Annotated in this window: 22 protein-coding genes and 3 pseudogenes; 10 read left to right on the top strand and 15 right to left on the bottom strand. The window is 70.9% G+C overall.

Annotated features, from left to right (window positions below; translation table 11 throughout):
• The first annotated feature begins 1 nt into the window (after window position 1).
• Window positions 2-1240 (top strand): cysteine--1-D-myo-inosityl 2-amino-2-deoxy-alpha-D-glucopyranoside ligase, encoded by a 1239-nt coding sequence (gene mshC, locus ABZ780_RS20965; protein WP_357487092.1) that lies wholly within the window; start codon window positions 2-4, stop codon window positions 1238-1240.
• Window positions 1241-2010: 770 nt separating this feature from the next.
• On the opposite strand, the gene ABZ780_RS20960 is transcribed toward mshC, so the two are convergent.
• Both ABZ780_RS20960 and ABZ780_RS20955 read right to left on the bottom strand, forming a co-directional pair.
• On the bottom strand, window positions 2011-2802 hold the full coding sequence (locus tag ABZ780_RS20960) for a GntR family transcriptional regulator (RefSeq protein ID WP_357002786.1): 792 nt from the start codon (window positions 2800-2802) through the stop codon (window positions 2011-2013).
• Between the two features lie 184 nt (window positions 2803-2986).
• On the bottom strand, window positions 2987-3856 hold the full coding sequence (locus tag ABZ780_RS20955) for a PAC2 family protein (protein ID WP_053655841.1): 870 nt from the start codon (window positions 3854-3856) through the stop codon (window positions 2987-2989).
• Between the two features lie 262 nt (window positions 3857-4118).
• Between ABZ780_RS20955 and metH the strand changes: the two genes are divergently transcribed.
• On the top strand, window positions 4119-7634 hold the full coding sequence (gene metH, locus ABZ780_RS20950) for a methionine synthase (protein WP_357487090.1): 3516 nt from the start codon (window positions 4119-4121) through the stop codon (window positions 7632-7634).
• 153 nt (window positions 7635-7787) lie between these two features.
• On the opposite strand, the gene ABZ780_RS20945 is transcribed toward metH, so the two are convergent.
• The 3 genes from ABZ780_RS20945 to ABZ780_RS20935 form a co-directional block, all read right to left on the bottom strand.
• Window positions 7788-8393, bottom strand: coding sequence for a hypothetical protein (locus tag ABZ780_RS20945; protein ID WP_357487088.1), 606 nt, complete (start codon window positions 8391-8393; stop codon window positions 7788-7790).
• Between the two features lie 177 nt (window positions 8394-8570).
• Window positions 8571-8972, bottom strand: a complete 402-nt coding sequence (locus ABZ780_RS20940) for a DUF4878 domain-containing protein (RefSeq protein ID WP_357487087.1) — start codon at window positions 8970-8972, stop codon at window positions 8571-8573.
• Between the two features lie 294 nt (window positions 8973-9266).
• Window positions 9267-9908 carry a hypothetical protein gene (locus ABZ780_RS20935; protein WP_357487085.1) on the bottom strand — a complete coding sequence of 214 codons (642 nt, stop codon included), beginning with the start codon at window positions 9906-9908 and terminating at the stop codon, window positions 9267-9269.
• A gap of 24 nt (window positions 9909-9932) precedes the next feature.
• On the opposite strand from ABZ780_RS20935, the gene ABZ780_RS20930 reads away from it, so the two are divergent.
• Entirely contained in the window at window positions 9933-10373 is a 441-nt protein-coding gene (locus ABZ780_RS20930) for a VOC family protein (RefSeq protein ID WP_357001493.1), read from the top strand.
• 86 nt (window positions 10374-10459) lie between these two features.
• On the opposite strand, the gene ABZ780_RS20925 is transcribed toward ABZ780_RS20930, so the two are convergent.
• Window positions 10460-11383 carry an NADP-dependent oxidoreductase gene (locus ABZ780_RS20925; RefSeq protein WP_357487083.1) on the bottom strand — a complete coding sequence of 308 codons (924 nt, stop codon included), beginning with the start codon at window positions 11381-11383 and terminating at the stop codon, window positions 10460-10462.
• A gap of 111 nt (window positions 11384-11494) precedes the next feature.
• On the opposite strand from ABZ780_RS20925, the gene ABZ780_RS20920 reads away from it, so the two are divergent.
• Window positions 11495-11677: a hypothetical protein gene (locus ABZ780_RS20920; RefSeq protein ID WP_357001487.1), complete on the top strand. Its 183-nt coding sequence runs from the start codon at window positions 11495-11497 to the stop codon at window positions 11675-11677.
• An 82-nt stretch (window positions 11678-11759) separates the two neighbouring features.
• Window positions 11760-12161 (top strand): hypothetical protein, encoded by a 402-nt coding sequence (locus ABZ780_RS20915; RefSeq protein WP_357001484.1) that lies wholly within the window; start codon window positions 11760-11762, stop codon window positions 12159-12161.
• 9 nt (window positions 12162-12170) lie between these two features.
• On the opposite strand, the gene ABZ780_RS20910 is transcribed toward ABZ780_RS20915, so the two are convergent.
• Complete coding sequence (locus ABZ780_RS20910; protein WP_357001481.1) at window positions 12171-12779, bottom strand: hypothetical protein; 609 nt, start codon at window positions 12777-12779, stop codon at window positions 12171-12173.
• 23 nt (window positions 12780-12802) lie between these two features.
• Between ABZ780_RS20910 and ABZ780_RS20905 the strand changes: the two are divergent.
• A pseudogene (locus ABZ780_RS20905) lies at window positions 12803-13006 on the top strand (VOC family protein); the annotation flags it as partial.
• A 167-nt stretch (window positions 13007-13173) separates the two neighbouring features.
• Here ABZ780_RS20905 and ABZ780_RS20900 read toward each other — a convergent pair.
• Complete coding sequence (locus ABZ780_RS20900) at window positions 13174-14088, bottom strand: NAD-dependent epimerase/dehydratase family protein (RefSeq protein WP_357002784.1); 915 nt, start codon at window positions 14086-14088, stop codon at window positions 13174-13176.
• A gap of 180 nt (window positions 14089-14268) precedes the next feature.
• On the opposite strand from ABZ780_RS20900, the gene ABZ780_RS20895 reads away from it, so the two are divergent.
• Window positions 14269-15213 (top strand): acyltransferase domain-containing protein, encoded by a 945-nt coding sequence (locus ABZ780_RS20895; RefSeq protein ID WP_357001478.1) that lies wholly within the window; start codon window positions 14269-14271, stop codon window positions 15211-15213.
• An 80-nt stretch (window positions 15214-15293) separates the two neighbouring features.
• Here the strand turns inward: ABZ780_RS20895 and ABZ780_RS20890 are convergent, their stop codons facing one another.
• The 4 genes from ABZ780_RS20890 to ABZ780_RS20875 all read right to left on the bottom strand — a co-directional run bounded on the left by ABZ780_RS20890 (window position 15294) and on the right by ABZ780_RS20875 (window position 21273).
• Window positions 15294-18125: a PQQ-dependent sugar dehydrogenase gene (locus ABZ780_RS20890; RefSeq protein ID WP_357487081.1), complete on the bottom strand. Its 2832-nt coding sequence runs from the start codon at window positions 18123-18125 to the stop codon at window positions 15294-15296.
• 87 nt (window positions 18126-18212) lie between these two features.
• A complete protein-coding gene (locus ABZ780_RS20885) occupies window positions 18213-19343 on the bottom strand; it encodes a ThuA domain-containing protein (protein WP_357002782.1) in 1131 nt (376 codons plus the stop codon).
• 333 nt (window positions 19344-19676) lie between these two features.
• Entirely contained in the window at window positions 19677-20492 is an 816-nt protein-coding gene (locus ABZ780_RS20880) for a type II CAAX endopeptidase family protein (RefSeq protein WP_357001472.1), read from the bottom strand.
• A gap of 37 nt (window positions 20493-20529) precedes the next feature.
• Window positions 20530-21273, bottom strand: coding sequence for a methyltransferase domain-containing protein (locus tag ABZ780_RS20875; RefSeq protein ID WP_357001470.1), 744 nt, complete (start codon window positions 21271-21273; stop codon window positions 20530-20532).
• 107 nt (window positions 21274-21380) lie between these two features.
• Between ABZ780_RS20875 and mug the strand changes: the two genes are divergently transcribed.
• Window positions 21381-21950, top strand: a complete 570-nt coding sequence (gene mug, locus ABZ780_RS20870; protein ID WP_357002780.1) for a G/U mismatch-specific DNA glycosylase — start codon at window positions 21381-21383, stop codon at window positions 21948-21950.
• Here mug and ABZ780_RS20865 read toward each other — a convergent pair.
• Window positions 21947-22462 carry an SRPBCC family protein gene (locus ABZ780_RS20865; protein WP_357001468.1) on the bottom strand — a complete coding sequence of 172 codons (516 nt, stop codon included), beginning with the start codon at window positions 22460-22462 and terminating at the stop codon, window positions 21947-21949. The two genes, mug and ABZ780_RS20865, sit on opposite strands and share 4 nt — an antisense overlap.
• A complete protein-coding gene (locus ABZ780_RS20860; protein ID WP_357001466.1) occupies window positions 22459-22821 on the bottom strand; it encodes a metalloregulator ArsR/SmtB family transcription factor in 363 nt (120 codons plus the stop codon). Before ABZ780_RS20860 ends, ABZ780_RS20865 begins: the two co-directional genes overlap by 4 nt.
• A 114-nt stretch (window positions 22822-22935) precedes the next feature.
• Here ABZ780_RS20860 and ABZ780_RS20855 point away from each other — a divergent pair, with 114 nt between their 5' ends.
• Window positions 22936-24036: an ionic transporter y4hA gene (locus tag ABZ780_RS20855; RefSeq protein ID WP_357001463.1), complete on the top strand. Its 1101-nt coding sequence runs from the start codon at window positions 22936-22938 to the stop codon at window positions 24034-24036.
• Window positions 24037-24073: 37 nt separating this feature from the next.
• On the opposite strand, the pseudogene ABZ780_RS20850 reads toward ABZ780_RS20855, so the two are convergent.
• Window positions 24074-25006 (bottom strand): annotated as a pseudogene (locus ABZ780_RS20850) (DUF6596 domain-containing protein); the annotation flags it as partial.
• A gap of 455 nt (window positions 25007-25461) precedes the next feature.
• Here ABZ780_RS20850 and ABZ780_RS20845 point away from each other — a divergent pair.
• Window positions 25462-26226: pseudogene (locus tag ABZ780_RS20845) on the top strand (neutral zinc metallopeptidase); the annotation flags it as partial.
• Between the last annotated feature and the right edge of the window lie 10 nt (window positions 26227-26236).

Below are 26236 nucleotides of genomic sequence, written 5' to 3'. Positions count from 1 at the left end.
CATGGAGTCTTGGGCGGGACACGAGGTGCCACGGCTGCCGGGCAGGGGCGAGCCGCTGGCGTTGTACGACTCGGCACGGCAGGGTATCCACCCGAGCGATCCGGTCGACGCGGGCAGCATGTACGTCTGCGGCATCACCCCGTACGACGCCACCCACCTCGGCCACGCCGCCACCATGATCACGTTCGACCTCGTGCAGCGGATGTGGCGCGACGCCGGCCGTCCGGTGCGCTATGTACAGAACGTCACCGACATCGACGATCCGCTGCTGGAGCGGGCCGACCGCGACGGCGAGGACTGGGTGGTCCTGGCGATGCGCGAGACAGCGCTGTTCCGGGAGGACATGGAGGCGCTGCGGATCATCCCGCCGGACCACTACGTGGGCGCCGTCGAGTCGATCCCGGACATCGCCGACAAGGTCGAGGTGCTGGTCAAGGACGGGGCCGGGTACCGGCTCGACGACGGCACCGGCGACATCTACTTCGACATCTCCGCCACCGGCCGGTTCGGCTACGAGTCGAACCTGACCCGGGAGCAGATGCTGGAGATCTTCCCGATCAACGGCGGCGACCCGGACCGGGCCGGCAAGCGCGACCCGCTGGACCCGCTGCTGTGGCGTGGAGCCCGCGAGGGTGAGCCGTCCTGGCCCGGCGGCGAGCTGGGGCCGGGCCGCCCGGGCTGGCACATCGAGTGCGCGGTCATCGCGTTAAACCTGCTCGGCGACCGCATCGACGTGCAGGGCGGCGGCAACGACCTGCTGTTCCCGCACCACGAGGCGTCCGCCGCGCACGCCGAGCGGCTCACCGGCCAGGCGCCGTTCGCTCAGCACTACGTGCACGCCGGCATGATCGGCCTGGACGGCGAGAAGATGTCGAAGTCCCGCGGCAACCTGGTCTTCGTGTCCCGGTTGCGCGCCGACAAGGTCGACCCGATGGCGGTCCGGTTGGCGCTGATCTCCGGGCACTACCGCAGCGACCGCACCTGGACCAACGACGTGCTGACCGTCGCGCAGGAACGCCTGGCCCGTTGGCGGCAGGCTGCCGCCGCGCCCGCCGGGCCGTCCGGGGCCGAGCTGCTGGCGGGGGTACGCGAGCGCCTCGCCGACGACCTGGACACTCCCGGTGCCCTGACGGTGGCCGACCGCTGGGCCGACGCGACCCTCGCCGGCGCAACGGATGACCCGGGCGCCCCGGCCCTCTTCGCGAACACGGTGGACGCCCTCCTAGGCATCCGCCTCTAATCCGCCCCGCCCTGCGCGCCCCGCTGCTCGGCCCCGCCGCTGCCGCTCTCCCCGCTCCGCCCCACCCCACCCGGCCCTGCTCGGCCCCGCCCCGCCCTGCTCGCCCCGCCCTGCTCGCCCCGCCCTGCTCGCCCCGCCCTGCTCGCTCGGCCCTGCTCGCTCGGCCCTGCTCGCCCCGTGCCCTGCTCGCCCCCGTGCCCGGCGCAGGCGGCGCAGTGCTAGGTGCGCGGGGCGAGCAAGACAGAGCCGGTCGAGCAGCGTCCCGCGTGCCTCGCCCGCACCTCGCCCCGTCGACCTTGCACTTTCGGTCGGCGGTATGGGCCGCTCCGCACCTTTTGTCAGGACAGAAACTGCAAGATCGCGGGAGTGCGGGTGCGTCAAGACCCGGAGCCCCGTCGATCATGGAGTTGTGGTGCCCGACGAAAGGTGCAGAACACCACACAACGGCCACCACTACTCCATGATCGACCGGTGCCCGGTGCCCGGTGCCCGGTGCCCGGTGCCCGGTGCCCGGTGCCCGGTGCCGCTCGCCCTCGAACTCCTACGAGGTGCGCAGGGCGCCCCGGGTGCGGAGTGCTGGTGGCGCCGGGGTGCAGGGGCGCGGGGCACCCTGAATGCTGGGGGTGCAGGGGTGCAGGGCGCCCGGAGCGCTGGTGCGCGGGGCGTGTGGGGGTGCGAAGTGCTGGTGGGCAGGGGCGCGGGGCACTCGGAGTGCTGGCGCACGGGGCGGGGCGCACGGGGGCGCGGAGTGCGGGGCAGGACGCGGGAAATCAGCCTAGGACCAAGCCTGGGTTGGGGTCGGGGTCCGAGGTTGGGGCGGGGATCTTGTACTCCTCGGTCAGGGTGGTCATGGGGCCGGGCCAGGTGGCCTGGGCGACCTCGATCGGCTTGCGGTGGGCGTCGTACGCGACGTGCAGCAGGTGCAGCACCGGGGTGTCGGGCCGGATCTGGAGGGTCTCGGCCTCCTCCCGGCTCGGCTGGCGGGCGCTGATCGTGTCGGCGGCCGAGACGTACCGCCGCCCGGTGGCTTCCTCGGCTTCCTGATAGAGCGGCCGTCCGAACGCCTCGGCGCGCTCCAGCGAGGTGCCGGCGGTGTCGGTGGGCAGGAACCAGGAGGCGCCTACCTCGACGGGGGAGTCGTCGGTGCGTACGAGGTGGCGGCGGCAGAGCAGATCGGTGCCGTCGGGCACCCCGAACGCGTCGGCTACCTCGGCGGGGGCGGGGGCGCGGCTGACCGAGACGAGTTGCTGACGGTACCGGGCGGCCAGGTCGGTGTGGTAGCCGCGGAAGCCGCCGTACCGGCCTCGGGAGAGCCGGTTGAGTCGGCGTCGGGTGCCCCGGACGTACGTACCGGAGCCGGGTTTGGTGATCAGGATGCCCTCGACCCGCAGCTGGTCGACGGCGCGCTGCACGGTCTGCTTGGCGACGCCGAACATCTCGGCGATGGCCGGGATGGACGGCAGCCGCTCGCCCGGCGCCCAGTCGCCGCGGCGGACCTGGGCCTTGAGCTGCGCGGCGATCTGCCGGTGCGGGAACTCGGCGGCCCCGGGGTTGATCTGCACATCCGCCTCCTTGATCACAGCTAGGTTCCTAGGATGCCTCAGCGGGCGTGACGCCGCCACCCCAGACACGCCAAAACAAGACCACGAAGCGAAAACAGGACCACGACGCAAGAACGGGACCGCCAAGAACGGGTACGGGCCCCGGACTCAAGGTCCGAGGCCCGTACTCGACGGGAGGGAGGCGTTACCAGGAGCCGGCGGTCGGGCCGGCCGAGCCGCCTCGGCGCCGCAGGTACTTCTCGAACTCCTGGGCGATCTCGTCACCGGTCAACGGGGTGATGCCCTCGTCGCCGACCCGTTCCTCCAGCTCGCGGACGTACTCGCCGAGCTCGGCATCCTGCTCGGCGGCGCTGCGCACCCGCTGCTCCCACTCGGCGGACTCCTCGGCCAGGTCGGCCATCGGCACCGGCAGGTCGACGACCTCCTCGACGCGGTGCAGCAGGGCGAGGGTGGCCTTGGGACAGGGCGGGTTGTTGGCGTAGTGCGGCACGTGCACCCAGAACGAGACGGCGTCGACCTCGGCGCGGGTGCACGCGTCGTGCAGCACCCCGACGATGCCGGTCGGCCCGTCGTAGCGGGTGGGCGTGAGCTGGTAGCGCTCGGCGGCCTGGGCGTCGGAGGCGCTGCCGCTGATCGGCAACGGCCGGGTGTACGGCACGTCGGCCAACAACGCGCCGAGCAGCACCACCCGCTCCACCTCGAGGCTGTGGCAGATCTCCAGCACCTGCTCGCAGAACGTCCGCCAGCGCATGCTCGGCTCGATGCCCCGGATCAGCACCACGTCACGGTCGGTGCCCTCGGGGCTGGCCACCATGAACCGGGTCGTCGGCCACTCCACCCGGCGGGTCTCCCCGTCGGCCATCGTGATGGTGGGCCGGCTGACCTGGAAGTCGTAGAAGTCCTCCGGGTCCAGCTCGGCGAGCTGCCGCGCGTTCCAGACCTGTTCCAGGTGCTCGACAGCCGCGGTGGACGCGTCGGCGGCGTCGTTCCAGCCCTCGAACGCGGCAATCGCCACCGGGGACCGCAGCACCGGCAGTCCGTCGAACTCGGTCACGCCGTCACCTCACCCTGCTCGTCGCGGCCGACACCGGGACCGCGCCCGGTCGTTGGGCCGTGGTGCACGGCGGCGTCACTGTTGTCCTCACGTCCGCCAGCCTACGTGCCGGTCAGGGATGCGGCCCGTCGGCCGCGCCGGTCCGGCCCAGCCGGGGGTCAGTCATACGGTGGCGAACCGGGCAGCGTGATTCGGCTGACACAATATGGGATCGGGCTCCGAGGGCAGTCGTGTAAGGCCTGGGCCGCACTAACCTGAACGAGTGCGGACTTCGTTGATGGATGTGCTGGCCGATCGGATCCTCATCGCCGATGGGGCGATGGGCACGATGCTGCAGGCCGCGGACCTCACGCTCGACGACTTCGACGGGCTGGAGGGGTGCAACGAGATCCTCAACGTCACCCGGCCGGACGTGGTGCGGGGGGTGCACGACGCCTACCTGGCCGTCGGCGCGGACTGCGTGGAGACGAACACGTTCGGCGCCAACCTGGCCAACCTCGCCGAGTACGACATCCCGCACCGCATCCGGGAGCTGTCCGAGGCGGGTGCCCGGATCGCCCGGGAGGCCGCCGACGCGGCGAGCACCCCGCAGCGACCCCGGTACGTGCTGGGCGCGATCGGGCCGGGCACCAAACTGCCCACCCTCGGGCACGCCGATTACGCGACGCTGCGTGACGCGTACCAGGAAAATGCCGCCGGTCTGATCGTCGGCGGCTCGGACGCGCTGATCATCGAAACCTGCCAGGATCTGCTCCAGGTCAAGGCGGCGGTGGTCGGGTCGAAGCGGGCGATGGCCGAGCTGGGCCAGTCGGTGCCGATCATCTGTCACGTGGCCGTGGAGACGACCGGCACGATGCTGGTGGGCAGCGAGATCGGCGCGGCCCTCGCGGCCATCGAGCCGCTCGGCGTGGACCTGATCGGGCTCAACTGCTCCACCGGGCCGGCGGAGATGAGCGAGCACCTGCGGTATTTGTCGCAGCACTCCCGGATCCCGCTGTCGGTGATGCCGAACGCCGGCCTGCCGGTCCTGACCGCCGACGGCGCGTACTTCCCGCTCACTCCCGTGGAGCTGGCCGACGCCCTGGAGCGGTTCGTCACCGAGTACGGCGTGGGTCTGATCGGCGGCTGCTGCGGCACCACCCCGGAGCACATCCGGGTGCTGTCCGAGCGGCTGCACGGCGTCACCGCCCCCGCCCGCGAGCCGCAGCACGAGGCGGGCGTCTCGTCGGTCTACCACCCGGTGCCGTTCGCGCAGGACGCCTCGGTGCTGATGGTGGGGGAGCGGACCAACGCCAACGGTTCCAAGGCGTTCCGGGAGGCGATGCTGGCCGCCGACTGGCGGGCCTGCGTGGAGATCGCCCGCAGTCAGGCGCGGGACGGCTCACACCTGCTGGACCTGTGCGTGGACTACGTCGGCCGCGACGGCACGCAGGACATGCGGGAGCTGGCCGGCCGGTTCGCCACCGCGTCCACGTTGCCGATCATGCTGGACTCCACCGAGCCGGCCGTCGTCGAGGCCGGGTTGGAGATGCTCGGCGGCCGATGCGTGGTCAACTCGGTGAACTTCGAGGACGGCGACGGCCCCGACTCCCGGTACGCGCGGGTGATGCCGGTCGTGCGCGAGCACGGCGCGGCCGTGGTGGCGCTGCTCATCGACGAGGAGGGGCAGGCGCGTACCCAGGAATGGAAGGTCCGGGTCGCGGGCCGGCTCATCGACGACCTGACTGGCCGGTGGGGCATGGACCGGTCCGACATCCTCATCGACGCGTTGACGTTCCCGATCGCCACCGGGCAGGAGGAGACCCGCCGCGACGGCATCGAGACGATCCAGGCGATCCGGGAGATCGCCCGCCGTTACCCGGGGGTCAACTTCACCCTCGGCATCTCGAACATCTCGTTCGGCCTCAACCCGGCGGCCCGCCAGGTGCTCAACTCGGTGTTCCTGCACGAGTGCGTGCAGGCCGGGCTGACCTCGGCGATCGTGCACGCCAGCAAGATCCTGCCGATGTCGAAGATCCCCGACGAGCAGCGCGAGGTCGCGCTGGACCTGGTCTACGACCGGCGCCGCGAGGGGTACGACCCGGTGCAGCGCTTCCTTGAGCTGTTCGAGGGCGTCGACGTGACGAGCGCGCGGGCCAGCCGGGCGCAGGAGTTGGCGGCGCTGCCGCTGGACGAGCGGCTCAAGCGGCGGATCATCGACGGTGAGCGCAACGGCCTGGAGGCCGACCTGGACGCGGCGATGGCCGGCGGCCGGCCCCCGCTGTCGATCATCAACGACATCCTGCTCGACGGGATGAAGGTGGTCGGCGAGTTGTTCGGCTCCGGGCAGATGCAGCTGCCGTTCGTGCTGCAGTCCGCCGAGGTGATGAAGACCGCGGTGGCGTACCTGGAGCCGCACATGGAGGCCACCGAGGACGGCGGCAAGGGCCGCATCGTGCTGGCCACCGTGCGCGGCGATGTCCACGACATCGGCAAGAACCTGGTCGACATCATCCTGTCCAACAACGGCTACGAGGTCGTGAACATCGGCATCAAGCAGCCGATCAGCGCCATCCTGGACGCCGCCGAGCAGCACCGCGCCGACGCGATCGGTATGTCGGGGCTGCTGGTCAAGAGCACGGTCATCATGAAGGAGAACCTGGCCGAGATGGCCACGCGCGGGGTCGCGGAGCGCTGGCCCGTCCTGCTGGGTGGGGCGGCACTGACCCGGTCGTACGTCGAGGACGATCTGCGGTCGATGTTCCCCGGGCAGGTGCACTACGCGCGGGACGCGTTCGAGGGGCTGTCCCTCATGGACAAGGTGATGACCGCCAAGCGCGGCGGTGCCCCGGTCATCGACCCGGAGCGGGAGGCGGCCCTGGCGACCCGGCGGGCGCGCCGGGAGCGGCAGCGCTCGGTCGTCTCCGAGTCGCTGCCGGAGCTGCACGACTCCTCGGTCCGCTCCGACGTGGCCGCCGACGTGCCGGTGCCCACCCCGCCGTTCCTGGGCACCCGCGTGGTCAAGGGCGTGCCGATGGCCGACTACGCGGCGCTGCTCGACGAGCGGGCCACCTTCCGCGGGCAGTGGGGGCTCAACGGCGCCCGGGGCGGCAACGGCCCCTCCTACGACGAGCTGGTCGAGACCGAGGGCCGGCCCCGGCTGCGCTACTGGCTGGACCGGCTGATCGCCGACCAGGTGCTGGAGGCCGCCGTCGTGTACGGCTACTTCCCGGCGTACTCCGAGGGCAACGACCTGGTGGTGCTCGACGAGAACGGGCACGCGGAGCGCGCCCGGTTCTCGTTCCCCCGGCAGCGCCAGGAGCGGCGGCTCTGCCTGGCCGACTTCTTCAGGCCCAAGGGCGACCAGCTCGATGTGGTCGCGTTGCAACTGGTCACCGTCGGCCAGCCGGTCAGCGAGTACGCGGCGAAGCTGTTCGCCCGCAACGAGTACCGCGACTACCTGGAGGTGCACGGGCTGTCCGTGCAGCTCACCGAGGCGCTCGCCGAGTACTGGCACCGGCGCATCCGCACTGAGATGACCCTGCCGGATGGCCGTCCGCTGGGCCACGACGACCCGACGGACCTGGCCGGTATCCTGCGCAACGACTACCGGGGCTGCCGGTACGCGTTCGGCTACCCGGCCTGCCCCGACCTGGAGGACCGGGCGAAGATCGTGGACCTGCTCGGGTCGGAGCGGATCGGTGTGGAGTTGTCCGAGGAGTTCCAGTTGATGCCGGAGCAGGCCACCGACGCGATCGTGGCCCACCACCCGGAGGCCAGCTACTTCAACGCCAAGTAACTGGCGCGTCCCGTGGACCGTCCTCGCCGACCCGGAAGGCGACGAGTTCTGCCTCCTTGCCCAGGCTGAACCGACGTGGTGCTGCGACTTGCCCGCCCGCCGCCTGCGGCCAGGGCGTGGCCGCAGGCGGTCGTCCCGTGCTTCGGTGAAGGTCTAGCCGTCCGCGTGTTCGGTGAGAAACGCTCTCGCCTGGCGCGCGCCCCGGAACGACAGGATGGCCATGACGGCGAGCAGTCCGACGATGAACGCGGCGATGAGGACGAAGAACGGTGCCCACTGGAGGAACGCCTGCCCGACCTCAAACAGCGCCAAGCCGCAGAGTGGCGGCAGGAATTTCGGCTGGTCGATCAGATGCCTCGCGACCACGGGCAGCAGCGGCCGATCCTCGTCACGGCGCGAGGCGGTGCCGCGTACCTGCTGGGCCAGTTGCCGGCGACGAGACCAGCTCTCCGCCCCCAATACCCGGGCGCGAGCGTTGCGCCGGTAGTAGCCATTGCGCATTAGCCACCAGGCACCGCCTCCCAAGCAGGCCACCCCGGCGACGCAGAGGAGGAAGCCGACGACGCCCGCCCAGTCCGGCCTGACACCGTGCCAGAATCGCGAGTCTCCGGAGGGAAAGCCGGACTCGGCGAGCACGGCGGTCAGGATCACGACGACGGCCGTCCCCGCGACCGTCAGCGCGACCACCAGCAGCAGAAACCGACCCCACCCCTGCCGCACCCACTGATCTAGCGACCCCAGCAATCCGCCGTCGTTCATGTCCGCGCTCCGTCCACTCCCGATGATTCCCGCCGTGCTACCTGCTCGCGGCGGTCGCTTCCCGACCGTCATGGGACGCTCGTCGCCGCAATGCGTCCTGATCCTGTACGTGCCCATGGTGGTGACGAAGGTGAGTTGGCAGCCACTCACCTGCTGATCCTCCCGAGCGGGGGAGTCTCAGTAGGGTTGGCCGCACACCTTCCAGGCGCCGTCCTCCTTCACCAGCGGGATCGCGCGCCGGTCGGTGAAGCCGCTGTCCAGCTTCAGGGCCATGTTCACGGTCCCTGAGGTGCGCCCGTTGACGGTCGACACGTTGACGCCGTTGACCTTGTGGCTTTGGATCTGTGGCTGCCTGGCGACGCCCTGGACGAATGCGTCCTTCGTGAAATTTCCGCGCGTGTCGGTGCACAGCAGTTCGTACGCCGCCGCCGCGTCGCCGGCCTCCAGGTCGCTCACGAACGACTCGGCGGCCTGTCGGGCCGGATCGGTTGCGGCTTTGATGCCCTTGAACAGGAAGAAGCCGCCGGTGCCGGCACCGGCACAGCACAGCACGACGACCACGCCTACGACGATCAGCACGGTCCGCAGCGTCCGCCGCTTGGGTGGTGGGGGCGCCTGGTACGGGTAGGTCATAGGTAGCGACGGTAGAGGATGCGAGAAACCTTCGATCCCCCCGAATGGTTGATCTTGCCGTGGCGGTTCGCCCGTTCGTCCGGTCGGGCGCGCATCGGTACGTCCATCGGCGGCCACCCACATCGATGTTCCGACGTGGACGGGCAGCCGGTAGATATCGACGACCGGCCCCTCTGCTGTGAACCTGCTGTGGTCCGGCTGGGGTCGTTGGAGTTCAACTGTCACCGATCAGTGGTGCCGTCATCCCATCGATGCCCAGCACACTCCCGGGAGTGACGACTTACCCATCCAAAAGAAGATCAGCAATCTCGGCGTCGTCGGAATAGCTGCCGCCGTGACGGTTCTGCTCTGCTGTGGCATCGGTACCGCCGGGGCGCTCATCGGCGACGACTCCGACAAGAAGCCGAATGCCGTGGCGACGGCGCCGGCGACGGTCAGCGATCGCATCGCGGAGAGCCCGACTGCCGCCACCAGCCCCGAGGCGGACGCCGCGGGCAGCACACCGGACGTTGCGGCAGCGGTGAGCCCACCGCCGTCGGTGAACCCGACGCCGGGACCGCAGCGCACCAGCAGTGCACCGACGTCTCGGCCTGCGGTCAAACCGACAACCAGTAAGCCGAAGCCGAAGCCCACGACGGCGGCGCCGAAGCCGAAGCCCACGACCGCGAAGCCGAAACCCCCGCCGGTAACGGTGCACCCGGGGGCGTTCTGCTCCACCCAGGGCGCGCGTGGGGTGACGAAGACCGGTAAGCCGATGGTGTGTACGACGACCGCGACGGATTCCAGGAAGCGGTGGCGAGCGGCGTAGCCACCCGAGACGATGGTGTCGTGAACGGGCGGGCGGCTCCGTCTCCGGGGTGGATGCGGCAACGGTGGCCGCATGGAATCCAAGGGGGAAGATCCGGCATGGCGATCCAGCGGATGGACAACGTCCTCATCGTTGTCGAAGACCTCGACGCCGTCATCTCGTTCTTCGTCGAACTCGGCATGGAGTTGGAAGGCAAGGGGCCGGTCGAGGGTCGTTGGGTGGAGCGCGTCATCGGGATCGATGGCGTCCGGCAGGACGTGGCGATGCTGCGCACCCCCGACGGCCACGGCAAGGTGGAGCTGGCGATGTTCCACACGCCCAAGGCGATCAGCAGCGAGCCGAAGCACGCACCGGCGAACACGTTGGGCATCCGTCGCATCATGTTCGCCGTCGACGACATCGAGGACGTCGTTGCCCGTCTGCGTACCCACGGTGCCGAACTCGTCGGGGAGTTGGAGCAGTACGAGGACGTCTATCGGCTCTGCTATGTCCGAGGCCCAGAGGACATCATCGTCGGGTTGGCCCAACAGCTCCGGTGATGTCGCCGGCGACCAGAGCGGCGACGACGAGAGGGCGGGGTGGCGCACGTCGTCTGCGCCACCCCGCCTGCGGCCGGTAGGGAGTCTCACCCGAGGGCGATGACCAGCTTGCCGGTGGTGTGGCCGGTCTCCACGGCCGCCACCGCCTCCGCGCTCTGGTCGAAGGTGAACGTGCGCGTGATGTGCGGATCGATCGTCCCGTCCACCATCAGCGCGGCGACAGCCTCAAGTGACGGTCTGCCGAGCCGGCGGACCACGAACTCGCCACCCAACTCGCTCACGGTGTAGTCGGCGGCCGACAGCAGCTGCTTGACGTCCTTCACCAGCTCGGCGACCGAGCGCAGCGACTCGCCGCCGACGAGGTCGAACAGGCCGTCGACGCCGGACGGGGCGAACTCACGCACCTGCGCGGCCACGTCGCCGGCGGTGTAGTCGACGAAGGTGACGCCGAGCGTCTCGGCCACCGCCCGCTTGCTGCCGCTGCCTGTGCCGATGACCGTCAGCCCGCGCGCTCGGGCGAGCTGCGCGGTGGCGAGGCCGGTGCTGCCGCCGACGCCGTTGATCAGCAGCGTCGAGCCGGCCGGCAGGTCGAGCCGGTCGATCCCGTCGAGAGCGGTCGTGCCGGACACCGGTACGGTCGCCGCCCACTCGTAGGGCAGTGACTCCGGCTTGCGGGCCACGTTCTCGGCGGGCAGGACGGTGGTCTCGGCGTACGTGCCGGCGCCGTTGAGCGCGAACCCGAACACCGCGTCGCCCACCTGGAGGCCGGTGACGCCGGCCCCGAGCGCGAGTACGTCGCCGGCGGCCTCCATCCCCATCACCTGCGGGAATGGCACGTGCCCGTTGAGGTCCGGGACGACGCCGGAGCGGAGCAGGTGGTCCAGGCGTGCCACCCCGGCGACCCGGACCCGGATGAGGATCTCGCCGTCGCCGGGTTGCGGGTCGGGTCGATCGAAGTACTGCTGGACCTCGGGGCCACCGAATGCGTGGTATCCAAATGCGCGGCTCATCGTCGATCTCCTCCATGTGTGCTGACGACTGGCGACGCTAATTGCTGACGTTGACGTCAGAGGCAACTATCAGTGGCCGGGGTCACACTGGCTCGGTGATTGTGCGAGCGGGTGGACCTCATCCGGCAGCTCTACGCCGCCGGCCTGTCGAGCCGGGACATCCTCGAACTGCTCCCGTGCGTCTACACCGGCAGCGCCACCCCCGACATGATCACCAGGCTCACGGCGAGCGTGACCGCATCGACCGCCAACTGCGCGACCTCGCCGAGGCCCGCGACCGGCTGGACTCGGTGATCCGCACCGCGTACCAACACCTGGAGCCGAGTTCCGACGCCTGACGGGCGCACAGGCCGGCAAGCGTTCGTTAGGGTCGGTCATGTTCCGTGCGGCCCGGCCAGAAGATTTCGCGCAGGTCCTCCACCTCTACCGGCAGCTGAACCCCGACGACCCGGTGCTCGAAGACGGATCCGATGCCGCGGCCTTCCAGCAGATCCTGGCCTCTCCGGCGCTGCACCTGTTCGTCCTTGAGGTTGACGGTATCGTCGTCGCTACTACGTACCTCAACCTGATCCCGAACCTCACCCGGTCGGCGTCGCCGTATGCCGTCATCGAGAACGTCGTCGTCAAGGTGGCTCGGATTCATGCCCGACTCCTTGCGGCCGAGGGCCTGCACCGCGCCGCCGAGTCGCAGGGCCGCCTTCGCCGCGTCGCCCGGGAGCCGACCGACCGTCGGGGTCGACCGACCGCCTCGGCGATGCGTCCGATCATGTCGTGCTAGGTCAGGTTCTCATCGGCGACCGGGATGTCCGCCGGTCGCCTGCTCCAGGGCATCGGCCGCGACCTCGGCGACGCTGCGGGCGGACGTGGCGGCGCTCCCGCCGGTCGGCGCGCCCAAGGGTGTACGCGAGCGCGCCCACCGGTCCAGCGGCCCGGCCCAGTTGGGCAGCCGGTCGCCGGCCCGACCGAAGACGAACGGCAGCTCCAGGACGGCGATCGGCAGACCCGGGCCGGCGGCCTCCCGTCCCTCCCGGGCCTGCTCCACCCGGCAATGGATGTCCGTGTGCCGCTCTGCGAGCCGCCACTGCGGGTGCAGCCGGTCGAAATGGGTGTAGTACGAGCCCATGACGACCCCACGGGTCAGCCCTTCCAGGCGCGCGGCGGTGAACAGGCGTACGACCGGCTCGACGTTGGCCCGGCGGAACTCGGGATAGATCGGCTTGGGCAGCGGCCGCTGCTCGTCGGTGCGGGTGGCGTAGACAACGCCGTCCTGACCGGCGAGCAGCGCCCGCAGCTCGTCGACCGGGGCGGACTCCACATCGAGCAGGTGGTCGACACCCGGCTGGGCGGTACGCGCCACCGTGGTCGCGGAATGGCCGCGCTCGCGCAGCACGTCCACGACGCACCGACGGCGATCCGCGCCGAACCGAAGGGCGCACCGGCGAACACGCTGGCATCCGTCGCATCATGTTCGCCGTCGACGACATCGAGGACGTCGTTGCCCGCCTGCGTCGGCATGGTGCCGAACTCGTCGGAGAGCTGGCGCACTACGAGGACGTCTATCGGCTCTGCTACGTCCGTGGCCCCGAGGGCATCATCGTCGGGCTAGCCGAACAGCTCAACTGACCCGCCCGAGGACCGTAGGGGTGGCCCGGTGCGGCCCGCCCGCGTCGATCATGGAGTTGTGGTGGGGGACAAAAGCACCCTCCCGCCATCTCCCGGGCACCACAACTCCATGATCGACGCGTGGGTGGGGCGGGCGCGCGGGTTGGGCGGGGCCGGGGGTCGGGCGGCTACACGGGGTTGGGGAAGGTTTCTTTTAGGGCTGGGTTCAGGGGGCGGCCGGTTGTTGGCTTGATGAACAGGTCGGCGAGCAGGAGGTCGGCGAGGTGGGTCGGGTTGACGCCGGACTCCTTGCCGCTGAGGGCCTGGAGCGCGCCGCCCAGTCGCAGGGCGGCCCTCGCCGCGCCGGACGGCAGTCGGGTGACCCGGCGGGGCCGGCCGACCGCCTCGGCGATGCGCCCGATCATGTCGTCCCAGGTGAGGTTCTCGTCGGCGACCGGTATGTCGTCACCACGGGCCTGCTCCAGAGCGTCCACCGCGATCTCGGCCACGCTGCGCGCCGAGGCCGCGGCGCTTCCGCCGGTCGGCGCGACCAGAGGTGTACGGGACCGCGCCCACCGGTCCAGCGGCCCGGCCCAGTTCGGCAGCCGCTCGCCGGCCCGGCCGAAGACGAAGGGCAGTTCGAGTACGGCGATCGGCAGGCCCTCGCCGGCCGCAGCCCGTCCCTCCCGCGCCTGCTCGACCCGGCACCGGATGTAGGTGTGGCGGGCGGCGAGTTGCCACTGCGGGTGCAGGCGGTCGAAGTAGGTGTAGTACGAGCCCATCACGACACCGCGGGTGAGACCCTCCTGGCGGGCGGCGGTGAACAGGCGTACCACCGGCTCGACGTTGTCCCGGCGAAACTGCGGGTAGATCGGTTTGGGCAGCGGGCGTTGTTCGTCGGTGCGGGTGGCGTACACGACGCCGTCGTGGCCGGCGAGCAACGCCCGCAGGTCGTCGACCGAGGCGGAGTCGACATCCGCCAGGTGATCGACACCCGGCCGGGCGGTCCGCGCCACCGTGGTCGCCGCATGGCCGTGCTCGCGCAGCACGTCCACGACATGAGCGCCGATCAGACCACTGCCGCCCACCACAAGAATTCGCACACTCAATCGTCCACTCTGGACCCGGCTGCTTGTCAAGGACCATCACCGTCGCTACGGGTGCGATGACGGTGTGGCACGGCCAGAATGGCACCCGGACGTCAGCGCGAAGCCGGGGTGCCCGCGGGCTTGGGCGCACATCCCGGCCCCACCGGAGACCCCGTGGCCGGTAGGGTTGGCGGCGTGGATCTGGACGAGGCCGCCGCCCGGCTCGGGGTGCCCGTCGAGGACGTCGAGCGCGTGCATCAACTCGCCGGTGACCGGCCGTCGGCTCCGCTGCCCGCCAAGGTCGACGCGCCCGCGATCCTCGACCGGCTCGCGGTGCCGCCGGACGACGCCGCCGAGATCATGGCGGGCTGGCCCGACCCCGACTCACCGCTGTGGACTCCGGAGCTGCGCTGGCTGCTCGACCGTACGATCGCACTGGTCCGCGCCGATCTCGGGGGTTACGGCTGGCTGGTGCCCGGTCCGGAGTTGCCGCGTGACAGGGGTCCCGCCTGGCGGCATCTCCACGTGTACGCGTACCTGGCTCTGGTCGAGGTCGTTCGGGGTTACCACCGCGACCACGGCATCGCCGACGCCGTGTCGTGGGTGACCCTGGCGGACCTGGGCCGCAACCTCGCGATCGACCGGCGGATGCGCGGCGAGGGCTGGCCGGTCATGCAGGCCTGGCTGACGCTGCACGCCCGTGGCGCGGTCTACGAGCTGGGCCGGCTACAGCACCACCGTGGCGACGGCGCCATCGGTCTGCACATCCCCGATTCGGGGCCGTTGACCCCGCAGGCGGTCGCGGCCTCGCTCGACGAGGCTCGCGTGTTCTTCCCGCGCCACTTTCCCGACGAGCACTACACGGCGTTCTCCTGCGGTTCGTGGCTGCTCGACCCGCAGTTGCGGGAGTACCTGCCGGAGGCCTCCAACATCGTGCGGTTCCAGCGGAGGTTCGAGCTGGAGCCCTACGAGGAGCCGGAGGGGCTGGACGCTGACGTGGAGGTGCTGCGGTTCGTCTTCCGCTCCCTGACCACGCCGCTCGACCAGCTGCCGCGCGGCACCGCCCTTCAGCGCGCGGTCGTCGACCACCTCAAGGCCGGCCGCCACTGGCAGTGGCGCCAGGGCCGCTTCCCGATCTAGCCACACCCCACGTCCACCGGCTCAGCCCGCGGTGTCAGCGGGCCCGGCCTGGCCACCGACCAGGCCGGGCCCGCCACCCGTCAGCCGGTGGTCAGGACGAACCTCTCCCAGGACCCGACCGTCGTGCGGTTGGCGATCAGTGTTCCCGCCCCGGCGTTCTCGGCGGCCACGATCTGGTTGTTGACCGTGGCGCGGAGGCTGACCGTCCCGTCGGTGTTGGTGATGAGCTGGAACGTCTCCCACGCGCCGATCGTCGTGCGGTTCGCCACCAACGGTTCTGCGCCCGCGTTCTCGGCGCAGACGTACAGGCCGCTGGCGCGGGACCGCAGGGCGATGGTGCCGTTGCCGGCGTCCACCCGGTCGAACTGCTCGGTCGACCCGACGGTGGCCTTGTTGGCGATCAGCGCTGTGGTGCCCACCGCCGACACGTACTGGTTGTTGACCTGCGCCCGCAGGCTGATCCCGGCGGTGCCGCCGCTGGTGCCGGTGGTGACGGTGAACGCGTCGACGTCGAACAGGTAGCCGGACCCGCCCTTGAAGACCAGGTACAGCGTGGTCGTCGAGGCGGGCGGGTTGGTGATGGCGCCGGACACCTCGGTGAAGGTCTCCCAGCTGCCGGTCACCGGCACCGTGACGGTGCCCAGCAGTGTGCCGGTCGCCGACCCGGCCCGGACCTCGACGGTGCCGCCTGCGCCCGCCGACGACGCCCGCACGGTGAAGCGCGTCGCATTGGACAGGTTGTACGGCTGGTACGAGATCCAGTCGTTGTTCTCGATGAACCCGGCGGTGCGGCCACCTTCGGCACTGGTGTGCTCGGTGACCTGGACACCCGACTGGGCGCCGAAGTGCTCACCCTGGCGGTGTTTCGGTTGCAGGGTCCTGATGCTGTGCGTGGTGAGCGCGCCGTTGTCGGTGTAGGCGGCGTCGAAGACACCGTAGATGTTGGCCGCCGCGTCGTGCTCACCGTCGGTGGGCACGGTGATCGTGCCGCTGCACCCGTTCTTCGAGGTGATCTGGTGGGCGTGGCTGTCGTGGCCCAGCGCGTAGGTGAGGCTCACCCGGGCACAGTCGATCGTGCCGTCCTGCGGGTCGCTCACCGAGATCTGGTACGGCACCGTGTCACCAAAGCTGAAGAGCTGCCCGTCGGTGGGCAGGGTGAGCGTCACCGTCGGCGCGGTGTTGCCCACGGTGACGACCAGGCTCGCCGTGCCGGTCAGACCGGTCGGGTCGGTGACCTTCAAGGTGGGGCTGTACGTGCCGTTCGTGGTGTACGTCTTCGTGGGGTTCGCCGCCGTCGACGTGGTGCCGTCGCCGAAGGTCCACAGGTAGCTCAGCGCCCCACCCTCGGGATCGGAGCTGCCGGCCGACGAGAAGTTGACCGTCAACGGGTTGGCCCCCGACGTGGGGTTCGCCGAGGCGACAGCGATCGGGTTGCGGTTGCCGCCGCCGATGTACTCGATCCTGAACAGCGCCTGGTTGTTGGAGCCGGTGCCGTAGTCCAGCACGTACAGGGCGCCGTCCGGGCCGAAGGCCATGTCCATGACCTGCGTGCCGCTCCACGGGAAGTTGGAGATCTCGCCACGGGAGCCGTCGGAGTTGACGGCGATGGCCTTGATCCAGCGGCGGCCGTACTCGCCGGCGAAGAACTGCCCGTTCAGCGAGGCGGGGAACTTGATGCTGGAGTTGAGCGACGCGTCGTACCGGTAGACCGGCCCGCCCATCGGGGACTCCGAGCCGCTGCCGAACTCCGACGGCGACCCGGAGTCGCCGGCGTACTTGATCCAGGCCGGCTTCGCCGCGGGCAGCGTGGTGAGACCGGTGTTGCGGAACGAGTTGTTGGTCGGCCCGCCCGTGCAGTTGTACTTGGACTGCGACGGCCCGGACGGGAACGTGTATTCATTGTATGTTTCCGTGCTCGTGTTGGTGCCCGTGCAGTACGGCCAGCCGTAGTTGCCGGGCGCGGCGATGCGGTTGAACTCGACCTGACCCGACGGGCCCCGGCTGGAGTTGGTGGTGCCGGCGTCCGGCCCGTAGTCGCCGAGGTAGACGACGCCTGTCGCCTTGTCGACGCCCATCCGGAACGGGTTGCGCAGACCCATCGCGTAGATCTCGGGGCGGGTGTTGGCAGTGCCGGGCGCGAACAGGTTGCCCGACGGGATCGTGTACGTGCCGTCGGCCTGCGGCTTGATCCGCAGCAGCTTGCCCCGCAGGTCGTTGGTGTTGGCCGCCGTGCGCTGGGCGTCGAACTGCGGGTTGCGGTTGGTCCGTTCGTCCAGCGGCGCGTAGCCGGACGACTCGAACGGGTTGGTGTCGTCGCCGGTGGTCAGATACAGGTTGCCGGCGGCGTCGAAGTCCAGGTCACCGCCGACGTGGCAGCACTGCCCACGGTCGTTGGCGACCTGGAGCACGATCTTCTCGCTGCCCAGGTTGAGCGTGTCGTCGGTGTTGAGGGTGAACCGGGACAACCGCAGGTGCCCCTTCCACCGGTCCCAGTCCGACTGAGAGCCGGTGGTGGGGGCGTCGCCGGACGGGGTGCTCAACGTGGGGGAGTAGTAGAGGTAGATCCACCGGTTGGTGGCGAAGTTGGGGTCGACGGCGACGCCCTGCAACCCCTCCTCGTCGTGAGTGTAGACCGACAGGGTGCCGGAGACCTTTGTGTTGCCGGCCACGTCGGTCACCCGCAGGACGCCGTTGCGGGCGGTGTGCAGCACCGAGCGGTTGGGCAGGACGGCCATGGACATGGCCTCACCGAGCTCCGCCGAGCCGGTGGCGAGTTTGACCTGCTGGTAGTCGGATGCGGGGATCACCACCGCCTGGGCGGTGGATGGCGCGGCAACGGCCAGGAGCACGCCCGCGGCGGCGGTGAGCGCCGCGACGAGGACCCGGGGCCAGCGCCGGGGGTACGAGGGCATGATCGTCCTTCCTCGACGACCAGGGCCGGGCGTGCGGGGGCGCACCACGGCCGGGTGGGGGTGGTGAGAGGCGCGCCGGGGGTGGGGTCAGCCGGTGACGAGGTCGAACTTCTCCCACTGGCCGATGGAGGTCCGGTTGGCGATCAGCGCGGACGCGCCCGCGTTCTCGGCGGCGACGTAGCGGTTGTTCACCGTGGCCCGCAGGCTCACCGTGCCGTCGGAGTTGCGCACGAGCTGGAACGTCTCCCACGCGCCGGCGCTGGCCCGGTTGGCGATCAGCGCGGCGGCGCCGGCGTTCTCGGCCGCGACGTACTGCCCGTTGCTCTTGGCGCGCAGCGCGACGTTGCCGTTGCCGAGGTCGACCAGGTCGAACCGCTCGCTGGTGCCGATGGCGCTGCGGTTGGCGATCAGCGCGGTGGTGGAGTTCGGCGCGCTGACGTACTGGTTGTTGGCCCGGGCGCGCAGGCTCGATCCGCTGGGCGGCGGGGTCGTGGTGCGCGGCGAGCAGTCCGCCGTGACAGCGCCCGCGGCGACGCGGAGGCCGCCGAGCAGCATCTGGGTAAAGTTCGGATCGCTGTACGACGCCTCGGTGTGCCCGAGACCCGTGTACCAGGCCCGCCCGCCGCCGTACGCCTTGCACCAGGTGATCGGGTGGTCGCCGCCCATGTTGCCGCCGCTGTACGACGACTCGTCGAGGCTGGCCAGGACCCGCACGCTCGACCGGGGGTTGGTGCGGTAGTTGTACCACTCGTCGGAGCGGACCCAGGTGTCGCCGAGGTGGGCGGTCGACGGGTTCGTCCGGTCCTCGATCCGTACGGTCGCGGTCTGGATCGCCGGGTGCGAGTCGAAGTACGCCCCGACCAGCCCGCCGTACCAGGGCCAGCTGTACTCGGTGTCGGCGGCGGCGTGCACGCCGACGTACCCGCCACCGGCGGCGATGTACGCCTCGAAGGCCGACTGCTGGGTGGCGTTGAGAACGTCGCCGGTCGTCGACAGGAAGACCACTGCCTGGTATTGGGCCAGGTTGGCGGTGGTGAACTGGGCGGCGTCCTCGGTCGAGGTGACGGTGAACCCGTTGCTGGAGCCGAGCTGCTGGATGGCCGCGATGCCGGTGGGGATGGACGAGTGGCGGAACCCGGCGGTCTTGCTGAACACCAGGACCTTGGTCAGGGGGGCGGCCGAGGCCGGGGCCGGTAGGGCGACGAGGCTGGCCAGCATCACGGCCAGGCCGGTGACGAGTGCCAACACACGGGGACGGGAACGCATGCTTGTGCTCCTCTGCTGAGCGGGGACCCCGGGATGTGCCCGCGGGCACGCCAGGGCCAGGGTGGCGGTGGTGCGGAAGCCAAGCCGCCGATGCTCGGCCGAGGTGGTGTGGTGGTCGTGTCCGGATGGTGCGTGGAGCCAGCCGACGACTCCGAGCGACAAGTGTGAGCGCTCACACTATATCGATTGCCATCGCTGACGCAGTAAACCTCTGATGTATGAGCGTCGTCAAGCGGTGCGCCCGGCTGCGTCCGCGGGTTGGAATCCGGTCGTCGCCGGGACGCCTCAGGAAACGGTCTCCGGGCGGACGGCCCGCCAGGCCAAGCGGTCCCGGTAGAGGTGTCGCACGACGGTCCAGCCGACCGCGAACGGTATGGCCCCCATCGCGACGCCGCCCAGGACGTCGGCGCCCCGCACGTCGAAGACGCCGCCGACATCGCCGAACAGTTGGGCGACCGTCTGGAAGGCGACGTGGAAACCGATGCCCGCCCAGATGTCACCCGTGGCGGCCCGGAAGCCACCGAGCAGCAGCGCGAAGACGAAGAACAGCGCGAGCCGATCGGGGGAGCGGGCGGCCCCGAGGAGGAACCCGAACAGGGTGAACAGCACCGCCTGCCCGACGACCGCCTGCCAGACCGGTAGTCGGGTGGCGAGGTTGCGTTGCAGATAGCCGCGGAAGACGAGCTCCTCGGGCAGCGCCTCGTAGAGGAAGACGAGCACGACCAGCAGCGCCGCCACCCGCAGGGCGTCCCCGACCGACGTCCGCACGCTGATCTGGACCCAGCCCAGACCGAGGCAGAGAGCGAACCCGATCGCGGCCGGAACGAGCCAGCAGACCATGCCGAGCAGCAGGCGCCGCCAGCCGGCCCGCAGGGAGGGCAGCCCGATCCCGGCCCACGGGCGCCGGTCGAGCAGACGCCGGGCGAGCACCACCAGGGGTACGACGAGCGCCGTCGTGAGGACGGCCCGGGCGACGTGGGTCACTCGGTCGTAGTCACGACCGAGCAGGGCATCGTGATAGAGGAACAGCCACACCAGCACGGTGCCGGCGAACACGACAACGATCCGCCAGGGCAGGGCGAGGCGAGGTTCACTGCTCACCACGCGCAGCGTAGCCATCGAGATCAATGGCGAGCGGTCAGTGCCCCAGGACCAGGTAGGCGAGGCCGACGACGTCGCGGTAGCAGCCGACGTACTGGCGTAGCCGGTCGTCGAGTTCGGCGCGGACCTGCGCCGCGCGGGGATCCTGCGGGTACGTCAGCAGCCACTCCTGCCGGCCCGCGAGCCAGGTGGACTCGAAGTCGTCCCACTCCCGCTGATCGGCGGTGCTCACGTGCAGCAGCCGCCAGCCCCGCTCTCGGGCAGCCTCGACGAGGCCCGCGAGGTCCGTGACCTCGGTGCCGAAGATCTGCTCGGCCTCGGCCGTGGGCTGGCGCTGCCAGTACGCCGTGCCGAACAGCAGTCGACCGCCGGGCCGGACCACCGAGGCGAGCGCGTCGAGGGCCGCGCCGGTGCCGCCGAAGGCGTGCGCCGCGCCGATGCACAGGACCCGGTCGGCCGGCTCCTGCCAGGCCGCCGCTTCCCCCATCACGAAGGCGACGTGTCGGTTCAGCGACCGGCTGGCGGCGAGTGCCCGCCCTCGGGCCAGGGCGGTCTCGTCGGTGTCGACGCCGACGCCCCGCGTCGCGACCGGGCCGGCCACGCCACCGGCAGCGACGGCCCTGAGCAGCAGCTCGCCCCAGCCACACCCCAGGTCGAGCACGCGTGCGCCGGGGCGGACGTCGAGTCGCCGCAGCAGCAGCGCGGCGTGCTCCTCCGACAGCGGCGTGTTCCACCGCATCCGCGCGTAGCGGCTGGTGGCGAGGTGGTCGGTGGATCGCATCCGTTCAGGGTGTCAAGGCGTGATCGTGGGCGCGCACCGGGTCCGCTGTGCCGCGTACGGCCAGCAAGGCGCGGCCGGGCGGCGCGGCGTACGGCAGGATCGGTGGGGTGGACGTGGACGCGTCGGGACGGTGGTGGAGGCCGACCCCGCAGGAGGTCGCGGCGGCGGCCGGGCGCGGTCTGGTGGATGTGATCGGCCCGGGCCTGCGCGTGCTCTTCTGCGGCTTCAATCCGGGCCTGTACTCCGCCGCCGTGGGGGAGCACTTCGCCCGGCGGGGCAGCCGGTTCTGGCCGGCGCTGCACCGTTCCGGGTTCACCGACCGGGAGCTGCGCCCGCAGGAGCGCGACGAGATGCTGCGGCAGGGCCTGGGGTTGACCAGCCTCAGCAACCGGGCCACGGCGCGTGCCGACGAGCTGACCTCGACCGAACTGGTGGCCGGGGTGACGAGGCTGGCGGTGAAGGCCGAACGGCACCGGCCCGCGTGGGTGGCGATTCTCGGCGTGACCGCGTACCGGATCGCCTTTGCCCGGCCCCGGGCCGGGTTGGGTCCGCAGCCGGATCAGCTAGGCCCGGCCCGGGTCTGGGTGCTGCCCAACCCGAGTGGCCTGAACGCGCACTTCCCGCTGCCGGCGCTGACGACGGAGTTCGCGGCGCTGCGGCGGGAGGTTGGCCGCTAGGCGTGTGGTGCGGCGGCGTCGGCGGCCAGCGCCTGGTAGTAGGGCTGCATCGCCGGGTGATAGTCGTCGAACTCCGGCCGAGGCGAGCCGTCCCGGGAGGCGACAAGCATGTCCAGGTAGTACTCCCAGCCGGCGCCCACCTCGGCGATGCCATCGAGGTTGGTGAGGTGCTGGGCGAACCGCAACTCGGTGGTGCCGTCGGTCTCGGTCAGCGCCATCTCCAGCAGCCAGGTTCCGTAGCTGTCGACCATCGACACGGCGAGGCGCTGCCGAGGCTCGCACTCCTCGATCCGGACCTCGCACCAGGGCTGCTGCTCCTCGTACGCCATCTGGACCCGGATGGTTCGGCCGGGCGCGGCGTCGCCCTCCCAGGGGCCGAACCAGCGGGCGGTGCGTTCCGGCTCGGTCAGGCTGGCCCACACGTCCGCCGCCGGGGCGCGGAACGTGCGGGTGAGGATGAGATCGTGGCCGGTGGCCGTGCGAAACAGGCGTCCGGCGGGTGTGCGGGTCATGCCGTGTGCTCCCTTCGGTGCTCCGCCGGGCCGCGGGTGCGGCTCTCTCGGCGGGTGCGATAGACCTCGGTCTCCAACGCGTCGAGGTGCCGTTCCCACGGGGCCGGTGAGACGAGTTCGGTGAGCCAGTCGACCAGTGCGGCGAGCGGGCCGGGTTCGAGCCGGTAGATCCTCTTGCGGCCGACCAGGTCGTCGCGGACCAGCCCGCTCTCGCGCAACACCCGCAGGTGGCGGCTGATCGCGGGTCGGCTGATCGCGAACCGCTGGGCGATCTCGCCCGCGGAGAGCGGCGTGCCGTGCAGCAGGGTCAGGATGCGCCGCCGCACCGGATCCGCGATCGCGGAGGCCACCTCGTCCACGCCGGAAAGCGTAACCCAGAGGTTACAGATTATGGCTGTGGAGATTTTCCTGACACCCCTGCCGATATGGTCGATGGTGGCGACATGATCACGTGACCTGGCACTCTTGACGACATGCCAGCCCTGCTTCGATTCCGCCTGTCCGACTGGACTGTTGTCGTACCCGTGCTCGCGGTGCTGATGCTGATCGTGACATGGGGACGAGAACTTCCCGGCTCTATCATGGCGGTGGTCGCGGTACTGCTGGGTGGCGCGGTGCTCGCGGCCGTGCACCACGCCGAGGTGGTCGCCCACCGGGTGGGTGAGCCGTACGGCTCGCTGGTGCTCGCCGTCGCGGTCACCGTCATCGAAGTCGCACTGATCGTCACGCTGATGATCAGCGGGCCGGAGAAGACCCAGTCGCTTGCCCGCGACACCGTCTTCGCCGCCGTGATGATCACCTGTAACGGCATACTCGGTCTGTCCCTGCTGCTCGGAGCGCTGCGCCGACGGGTGGCCGTCTTCAATCCGGAGGGCACCGGCGGGGCGCTGGCCACCGTGATCACCCTGGCCACGCTGAGCCTGGTCATCCCGACCTTCACCACGGCCCGGCCCGGTCCGGAGTTCAGCCCGGCCCAGCTCGCCTTCGCCGCTGTCGCGTCGCTGGCCCTGTACGGACTGTTCGTGCTCGTGCAGACCGGCCGGCACCGGGACTACTTCCTGCCGGTCGACAGCCGGGGCAAGGTCATCGAGACCGAGGAGCACGCCAAGCCGCCCACCAACCGCGCGGCGCTGATCAGCCTGGGCCTGTTGGTGGTGGCACTGATCGCGGTGGTCGGCGACGCCAAGACCGTCTCCCCGACCATCGAGGCCGCGGTGGCGGGGGCGAACCTGCCGCCGGCGTTCGTCGGCGTGATCATCGCCCTGCTGGTGCTGCTGCCGGAGACCCTCGCCGCTGGCCGTGCCGCCCGCCGGGACCGCGTCCAGATCAGCCTCAATCTCGCGCTCGGCTCCGCGATGGCCAGCATCGGTCTGACCATCCCGGCTATCGCGATCGCCTCGATCTGGTTGGACGGCCCGCTGCTGCTCGGCCTCGGCGGCACCCAGCTCGTGCTGCTCGCGCTCACCGCCGTGACCTCGGTCCTGACCGTGGTGCCGGGGCGGGCCAACGTGCTGCAGGGCGGCGTCCACCTGGTGCTGCTGGCCGCCTTCGTCTTCCTGGCCGCCAGCCCCTGACCGCCGTCCGCGCCCTCCGCGCCGCCGACCGCCTGCCTCAGCGGGCGGTCGGCAGGTCGTTCGACAGGCGGTCGGCGCGGGCGTTCAGGTAGCGCTGCTGGGCCAGGTTCGTCGACCGCGCCGCCGCCAGCCGGTACGCCTCCCGCGCCGCGACCCGTTCACCCTCCCGCTCCCACAGGTGGGCGCGGGCGGCCGGCAGCCGCGGATCGTCGGCCAACCGGGCGTCGCCGGCCAGATCGTCGAGCAGGGCCAACCCGGCCCGCGCGCCCCGACTCATCGCCACCGCCACCGCGTGATTGAGCGCCACGACCGGGTTGTCGGCGATGCCGAGCAGCACCTCGTACAGGGCGGTGATCTGCGCCCAGTCGGTGGCCGCAGCGCTGGGAGCCTCGTCGTGCACGGCCGCGATGGCCGCCTGGAGCTGGTACGGCCCGACGACCCCGCGCGGCAGCGCCTCGGTGATCAGGTCGACCCCCTCGGCGATCTGGTCGGCCCGCCACCGGCTGCGGTCCTGCTCAGCCATCGGCACCAGCTCGCCGTGCGGGCCGACCCGCGCCGGTGCGCGGGCGTCGGTGAGCAGCATCAACGCGAGCAGGCCGCCGACCTCGGGGTCGTCGGGCAGCAGCCGGTGCACCAGGCGGGCCAGCCGGATCGCCTCGGCGGTCAGATCGGCGCGCAGCAATCCCGGGCCGGTGGTCCGCGCGTACCCCTCGGTGAAGATCAGATAGAGGACGTGCAGCACGGCGGCGAGCCGGTCGGCGCGCTCCGCGCCGGTCGGTGGGGCGAACCGCAGCCCACTGTCGCGGATCCGCTGTTTGCCCCGGCTGATCCGCCGGGTCATCGTCGCCTCCGGCACCAGGAACGCGCGGGCCACCTCCGCGGTGCTCAACCCGCCCACCGCGCGCAGTGTGAGCGCGATCTGCGAGGCCGGCGTGAGCGCCGGATGGCAGCACAGGAACAGCAGGATCAGCGGTGATCATGAAGTTAGCGTCACCCGGCTCGGCGTGTCGTGACAACAACTTCATGATCACGAGGGCTGGAGGGGTGGTGGGGGTGGGGGGATTAGGTTGGCGGGGTGGAGACCGTTTGGGTGGTGGTCGGGGTTTTTGCGGTGGTGGCTGGGGCGGCTTACGGGGCCGTGGTCTGGCGGGGGCGGAACGCCGGGGGGATCGCGGGGGACGACGATCGTGCGGCTGGGCGGGACGCCCGTGATCGGCAGCAGCGGTACGAGGCCGAGCGACACGGCAACCAGGGCGACACCTGGCAGCGCGGCCGGGATTCCAGCGGCTGAACCCCTGGTCCATTGTGGCCGTTGGGCGTCCGCGCGGTGCATCGCACACAGGGTCGTGAACCGCCTGGCCCTGCCGCGCGTGTAGCTGGTGACGGGCGTGACGGTCGTATCGGCGGGGTACTTCCAGCGCACGCACCGATGTCTGGGGAGGCGCAGTGGGGGCACGGTCAGGACGCGACGCCCGAGGTCCGTTGGCGGGTCTGCTGGTCGCCGCGCTGGTGTCACTCGCCTGCGCCGGCGGTGGGCTGGCCGAGCCGCAGGGGGAGCGCCCGGCACCGGGCCAGTCGCAGGCGTCGCCGGGGACGGAGACGACGCGAGCCGACGGCACCACCAGCGTCGCCGAGTTCGAGCAGGACGTCGCCGACGCGCAGTCGGTCGCCGAGCGGTACTGGGCCGCCCAGTTCAAGGCGTCCGGGCAGCGGTTCCAGCCCATCCAGCGGATCATCCCGTACCAGCGGGAGGGCGAGGTGTCCTGCGGCGGCCAGCCCTTGCCCCGCAACAACGCGGTCTACTGCTCGCGGGGCGACTTCATCGCGTACGACGTCAACTGGTCGGTGGCGGCGTTCCGCCAGGTCGGTGACGCGTTCGTGTTCTACCTGCTCGGCCACGAGTACGCCCACGGCATCCAGGTGCGACTCGGCATCAACTACAGCTTCACCATCCAGCAGGAGTTGCAGGCCGACTGCATGGCCGGGGCGTACCTGGGCGACTCGGTGCGTTCCGGTGCCCTGACCCTGGCCGAGGGCGACCTGGAGGAGTTCCGCGAGGGGGTGGCGGCGGTCGGCGACGACCCGGACCAGCCATGGTTCGCGGAGGGCTCGCACGGCACCGCGGAGCAACGCACCGACTCGTTCTTCCGCGGCTACGAGCGTTCGCTGGAGGCCTGCGGCCTGGGCTGAGCGGCGTTGC

This window comes from Micromonospora sp. NPDC047467 (assembly GCF_040643095.1).
GTDB lineage: Bacteria > Actinomycetota > Actinomycetes > Mycobacteriales > Micromonosporaceae > Micromonospora.
This window is presented reverse-complemented; position numbering and strand designations above follow the sequence as displayed.